The organism is Streptomyces sp. NPDC127084 (assembly GCF_042724175.1).
Taxonomy (GTDB): domain Bacteria; phylum Actinomycetota; class Actinomycetes; order Streptomycetales; family Streptomycetaceae; genus Streptomyces.
In genome coordinates this window covers 39,336-44,380 of sequence record NZ_JBHXFA010000006.1, presented here as the reverse complement: position 1 = coordinate 44,380, position 5,045 = coordinate 39,336, and the positions used below count along the sequence as shown (strand labels likewise).

The window sequence follows — 5,045 nt, the reverse complement described above, 5'->3', positions numbered from 1 at the left end:
CTCCTGTTCACTCTGGTCCCGCAGCTTTCGGGCCTTCTCCTCCAGTCGGCGAGGCGCCCCCCGGGCGGGGGGCCCCCCCCCGGCGGGGGGGCGGCCACCCTCAAGCACCTCAGCGGTGGTCGTAGCGGTCGTGACCCCGGTGGTGGCCATGGTGATGCGGGTGACCGTGGCGCGGGTGGCCCAAGTGACCCCAAGGACCCCAGTGGCCCCAGCGGTTGCGGGGGTGACCCCAACGGCCGTCGCGGTGGTGGCGGCCGTGGTGGTGGCCCCAGCGGCCGTCACGGTTGCCGCGCCTGAAGTCGTGCCCGCGGTCGTGCCTGCGGTTGTCACCGCGGTCGTGTCCACGGTTGTCACGGCGGTTGTCGCCGCGGTCGTGGTCGCGGTCGTACGCGGCGTGGGATACCGCCGAAGGCGCGGGGGCGGCGTTGGCGGTCGTGGCGCCACCCATCAGGATGGCGGCCGCTACGCCCAGCGCGGCGGCAATACGGGAAGCCCGCATTCAGTGCTCCTTTCACCGCAGGCACCTGATGTGCCTGCCTGGGTCGGACACGTCGATGTTCACATCCGAAATGCTCGGGTAAGTCCGACTTGCCGCAGGTGACACCTCATGTGACGAAAAATCGTTGAACCGGGAACCGACGCCCGGCGTGCCGGCGTCACGCGCGCACGCGTGCAGGCGGCTTCTCTCGTCCACCAGGATGAAACCTGCCCCTCGCGGTCACGATGGGCTTGCGCGGTGACGCCGCGTACCTCTCTCGCGGAAGGGCTTGAACGCGACCAGGCCCGTCAGGCGGCTGGACGCGGAGTGGCGTGAAGCGTCGACGGTCTCCCGGACTCCCGCCCGCCTCGCTGCGGTCGCGGTCGCACGGTCGGCGACCCGGATCGGTCAGGGCCCGTACGGAGCGGGAGGCGTCATGGACCCACGGTGCGGCGGCGGTGCGGTGAGGTCCCTGCGGCGGTGCGGTGAGGTCCGGTGCGGTGAGGTCGGGTCCGGTCAGCCGGACGCGACGTGGTACCAGTCGTCTCCGCCCTCACGGAGCGAACGGGACAGGTAGTCCCGCAGGTCCCTTGCGACCCATCGGCGGCTGTCGCACTCGTGCTCCCAGACGAACACATCGGGTCGTGCGGGCTTCTGTACGAAGGCGAACTGGTCGCCGCCGCCGTTGTCCCCGAAGAACAGGAGCGCGTCGAACGGCATGTACAGCTGAGCGAAGGTCGGGTCGGACCAGAAGGTCAGGTTCTGTTCGACGATCTCGTCGAGACTCCAGACCGTGCCGACCGAGGTGTGTCCGAGCACGCCGTCGCTTTCGAGCAGCAACTGCTTGAGATCCGTCGGCAGCACCCGCTGGAGCCGCCGTTCCGCGGCGGTGATCTCGGATGCCCGCACCGGCTCCCGGAAGTCGGAACCGGGAAAGATCTCCAGAGCCGTCTCTTTCCACATGGCCGCGAGCCTATTCCCACGCGCTGGGACCGTGTGCCGGAGGGGCGCCCCCGATTACGGCGAGGATGCCGCGACGCGAGGCGCGGCGCGCTCCAGCGTCTGCGGCAGTGGAACATCGCCAGTATGGTCTCCGTCACCCGCAACGGCCTTTGGGTGCCTGTTGTCAGTGCGGACCCGTAACCTTGTACACATGTCCCCCGACCTCCGCAAGCCTGGTTCCGTGCGTTCCGCCGCCGTGGTGAACACGGAGATCCGCGCGCTCTGGGCTCGTTCGGGAGGGCGGCTGTCAGCCGCGGACGAGGCCGTCTACCAGGCGCTGCTGGTGGAGTGGGCCGCGGCGGTGGCGGCTGTGCCCGCGCGGGAGGCGAACGTTCCGGACGCGGCATAAGGCACGGCATGAGGCGTCGTCTCGACCGGCGTCGCGAAGGGGTGGAGCAGAGCCCCGGGCCACGGTGCTTCCTCCGGGCCATTCGGTCGGATTGTGTCGGCAGCGTTGTGCGGGCGATCATGAGGCCGTGAACAGGGACGACTGTGCGGCGCTCGCGCCATACGGGCGACCTGGGCCGGCCCGGCTTCGAGTTCGATCGGGGCACGCAGCGCGCCGGCGACATGGTCTTGAGCTGGGCGTCGTTCTTCGCGGGGGAAATCGCCGGCGGCTTCTGGGACATCACTCCGGGCAGAGGTGTGGCACCACCGGTAGGCCGCCCCTGGCGCCGGTCCGCGGCCGAGAGCCGGGGCGCGGTGCGTCTTGGCCCGCACCCGTGCCGCGGACCAGTCCGTGAGCCGTCGGTGGACGGTCTGCCAGGAGGCGCCGAGCACAGGCGGTGGCGCGGCGGGGGCTGCGGCCCGGCGGTGCCGGTCAACCGTCATCGGTCATGAGGGAAGTGCTGCGGCCCTTCCATGCCGCTTGCAGGATGATAATCCCGGTGCCGATAATCCAGGCGATGTTCGGCCAGATGGCCACGCGTTCATACATTCCCTGCAATGGTCGGAGCGCATCGACGCGGATGCCCAGACCGGCGATGAGGCTGACAATCCCGCATACGATCCCCGTTGCTCCCCACCGGCGGTCGCCTCTCCGGAGAAATACCAAACCCAGGAAAAAGGCCCCCATGCCCCCGAAGGCAATGCTGAACCCGGCGGACACGAGATGCGGGGCCACTCGCTCGTTCAAAGGATTCAGGGCGGTGGAGACCAGACCCGCTCCGCTGATGGCGGCCGCGGACAGTCCTGCGTTTCTCCACAGGGTGGGTCGAAAGAAACTGATATTGCACCAGGCGCCGATGATGAGGCAGATTCCGGAGATCATCCAAGCGATATCGCTCGCCTCATGCCATGAGGAGCAACCCCAGACTCCGTTGATGCGTCCGCAGTGCGTAATCCCTAGAGCGGAAATAGGATCGCGCCTCAACCGGTAATCCGGAAACCACCGCGCTGCCACAACAGTGTCGATGAGGAAAATTTGCACAACAGCAATCCATGCCAACCCTCCGATCATCACTCTTCTGGAGGTGGGTAGCTCGCGACCATTCATGCGGACGACCTTTTCACCACGCCAACCACGAGGCTGTCTTTGGCGCGCCGACAGGATCGCTCCACCGGCATCCGCTGGGATAACCAACCGTCACCACCCGCCGCAGCGCGGACACTTCGGTGCCCGCCGGGTCTCGGGCGAAGGCGCCGGCAGGTGACGTGTACTCCCGCGGACCGCCGCGGCGGATTCACAGGATCATCCTCGGTCGGAGGCCTTCCCTTGGCGCGGCTGCTGTCCCAGGATGCGGCCATGTCAACGTTGCTTCGTATACGGTTCGCCTCGCTTTTCGCCGCGGCGGCCCTCTTGGCGGTCGGCGGGCCGGCCGGTTCTGCCACGGCTGCCGCAGCCAGCCCTGCCACCGCCGCGTCACAGGACTCGAAGGGGTACGTGTGGTCCGGGGGGCTCCTGCGCTCGTATGACGTCCACCTTCCCGCCGGGCACTCCTCTCTGTCCGGGCTGCCGGTCATGTTGGTGCTCCACGGTCATTGGCAGACCAACGAGGGCATGGCCCAGCTGACGCATATGAACCGTGTCGCCGACGAGAACGGCTTCGCCGTGGTCTATCCGGTGAGCGTCGGGCTGGGCTGGTCGGACAGCCGGGACGCGACCCTTGCCTCGAAGTTGGGCATCGACGACGCCGAATTCATGCGGACCCTGGTGGACAAACTGACCCGCCAGGAGCGCGCCGACGCCTCCAGGGTCTACGCGATCGGTATGTCCAACGGCGGGATCATGACCCAGTACCTCGGTTGCCGACTGGCGGACCGCCTGGCCGGCATCGCGTCCGTCACCGGGCAGATGCCAGTGGCCACAGCGCCGACGTGCCGCCCCAGCCGTCCGCTGCCGGTGATGCTCGTGGGCGGCACGGCCGATCCGCTGATTCCCTATGACGGCGGTGGCTCGGGTGTCGGGGGCAAGGAGGCGCCCGTCCTTTCGTTCGCCGACACCGCGGCGAAATGGCGGGCGGTGAACCGCTGCTCGGGCACCAGGAAGTCGCAGTTGCCGGCGGCAGCGGGAGACCCCACCTCCGTCACTGTCGCCGAGGCCACCGAGTGCCACGGCCGGACCCAGGTCAAGACCTACACGGTGACGGGCGGTGGGCACACCTGGCCCGGCGGCAAGCAGTACCTGCCGACCTGGCTCGTGGGGCCGACCACGTCCGCCTTCGACGCTTCGGAAGCGGCTTGGGACTTCTTCGAGTCGCACGCCGCGGGCTGAGCGTCGTGACTTCCGAGCTTGGTCTTTCACGTCCCGGGTCGCATGTGCCTCGGCCTTGACCCGACCGCCACCGCCTCCACCCACCGTCCGGTTTCCGCACCGGGCACGGGGTGGAGGGGTCAGACTGGAGGCATGTGCCGCAGTATCAAGACCCTCCGCCCGCCCGCCCTCCCGCATGAGGCCACCGAGGAGGAGGCCAGGGCAGCCGCCCTTCAGTTCGTACGGAAGGTCTCCGGCTTCCGGGCGCCCGCCGCGCACAACAGGGAGGTGTTCGAGCGGGCTGTGGACGAGATCACCGAGGCGACCCTCGCCCTGCTCGGAGGCCTCGAAGTGCGTGGAGCACACGCGGTCCACGAGACGCGCGCGGCCCAGGGGGCGCAGGCGGACTAGCGGGAGGGAAGCGGACTACGGCTTCGGCGTCGGCGGTTGAGCCGGCGCCGGACGCCGCACGAAGTACGCGGCCAGGGTGCCCGCCGCGAAGAGCGCGAGCACCGAGACCGCCACGCCCAGCCACGTGGCGCCCAGCCACTGACCGCCGACATAGCCGACGCCGACGCTGTAACCCGCCCATGCCACGGCTGCCAGGACTGACCACGGCAGGAACTCCTTGACCCTGCGGCGCGCGGCTCCCGCGCCCAGGGAGACCACCGAGCGGCCGGCCGGGGCGAAGCGCGCGATGACCACGAGCAGGCCGCCGCCACGCGCCAGGGCCCTGCCGAGACGTTCCTGCGCGGTCGACAACCGCCGTGGGGGGGGGGGGGGGGGGGGCGGGGGCCCGCCCGCGGGCCGCCCCGCCCCCCCCCCCCCCCCGCGGGCGCCGCGCGCGCGGCGCGCGGGGGCGGGGCCGGCCGA

General features: G+C 69.9%; 6 protein-coding genes and 1 pseudogene. 3 read left to right on the top strand and 4 right to left on the bottom strand.

Annotated features, from left to right (window positions below; translation table 11 throughout):
- Positions 1-109 precede the first annotated feature (109 nt).
- Both ACFWI9_RS02930 and ACFWI9_RS02925 read right to left on the bottom strand, forming a co-directional pair.
- Positions 110-499: a hypothetical protein gene (locus ACFWI9_RS02930; RefSeq protein ID WP_387158640.1), complete on the bottom strand. Its 390-nt coding sequence runs from the start codon at positions 497-499 to the stop codon at positions 110-112.
- A gap of 495 nt (positions 500-994) precedes the next feature.
- Positions 995-1,441: an SMI1/KNR4 family protein gene (locus ACFWI9_RS02925; RefSeq protein WP_387158638.1), complete on the bottom strand. Its 447-nt coding sequence runs from the start codon at positions 1,439-1,441 to the stop codon at positions 995-997.
- 190 nt (positions 1,442-1,631) lie between these two features.
- On the opposite strand from ACFWI9_RS02925, the gene ACFWI9_RS02920 reads away from it, so the two are divergent.
- A complete protein-coding gene (locus ACFWI9_RS02920) occupies positions 1,632-1,829 on the top strand; it encodes a hypothetical protein (RefSeq protein ID WP_387158636.1) in 198 nt (65 codons plus the stop codon).
- 471 nt (positions 1,830-2,300) lie between these two features.
- On the opposite strand, the gene ACFWI9_RS02915 is transcribed toward ACFWI9_RS02920, so the two are convergent.
- Complete coding sequence (locus ACFWI9_RS02915) at positions 2,301-2,975, bottom strand: DUF998 domain-containing protein (RefSeq protein ID WP_387158634.1); 675 nt, start codon at positions 2,973-2,975, stop codon at positions 2,301-2,303.
- Between the two features lie 249 nt (positions 2,976-3,224).
- Here ACFWI9_RS02915 and ACFWI9_RS02910 point away from each other — a divergent pair, with 249 nt between their 5' ends.
- Together ACFWI9_RS02910 and ACFWI9_RS02905 are read left to right on the top strand one after the other, a co-directional pair.
- The gene (locus ACFWI9_RS02910; protein WP_387158633.1) at positions 3,225-4,193 is read left to right on the top strand and encodes an alpha/beta hydrolase family esterase; all 969 of its coding nucleotides are present in this window, start codon (positions 3,225-3,227) and stop codon (positions 4,191-4,193) included.
- 132 nt (positions 4,194-4,325) lie between these two features.
- Positions 4,326-4,583: a DUF2277 domain-containing protein gene (locus tag ACFWI9_RS02905; protein WP_387158631.1), complete on the top strand. Its 258-nt coding sequence runs from the start codon at positions 4,326-4,328 to the stop codon at positions 4,581-4,583.
- Between the two features lie 15 nt (positions 4,584-4,598).
- On the opposite strand, the pseudogene ACFWI9_RS02900 reads toward ACFWI9_RS02905, so the two are convergent.
- Positions 4,599-4,940 (bottom strand): annotated as a pseudogene (locus ACFWI9_RS02900) (DedA family protein); the annotation flags it as partial.
- Between the last annotated feature and the right edge of the window lie 105 nt (positions 4,941-5,045).

Coding starts and splice junctions, on each gene's coding strand:
- ACFWI9_RS02930 (WP_387158640.1), bottom strand. CDS start 499: ATGCGGGCTTCCCGTATTGCCGCCGCGCTGGGCGTAGCGGCCGCCATC.
- ACFWI9_RS02925 (WP_387158638.1), bottom strand. CDS start 1,441: ATGTGGAAAGAGACGGCTCTGGAGATCTTTCCCGGTTCCGACTTCCGG.
- ACFWI9_RS02920 (WP_387158636.1), top strand. CDS start 1,632: ATGTCCCCCGACCTCCGCAAGCCTGGTTCCGTGCGTTCCGCCGCCGTG.
- ACFWI9_RS02915 (WP_387158634.1), bottom strand. CDS start 2,975: ATGAATGGTCGCGAGCTACCCACCTCCAGAAGAGTGATGATCGGAGGG.
- ACFWI9_RS02910 (WP_387158633.1), top strand. CDS start 3,225: ATGTCAACGTTGCTTCGTATACGGTTCGCCTCGCTTTTCGCCGCGGCG.
- ACFWI9_RS02905 (WP_387158631.1), top strand. CDS start 4,326: ATGTGCCGCAGTATCAAGACCCTCCGCCCGCCCGCCCTCCCGCATGAG.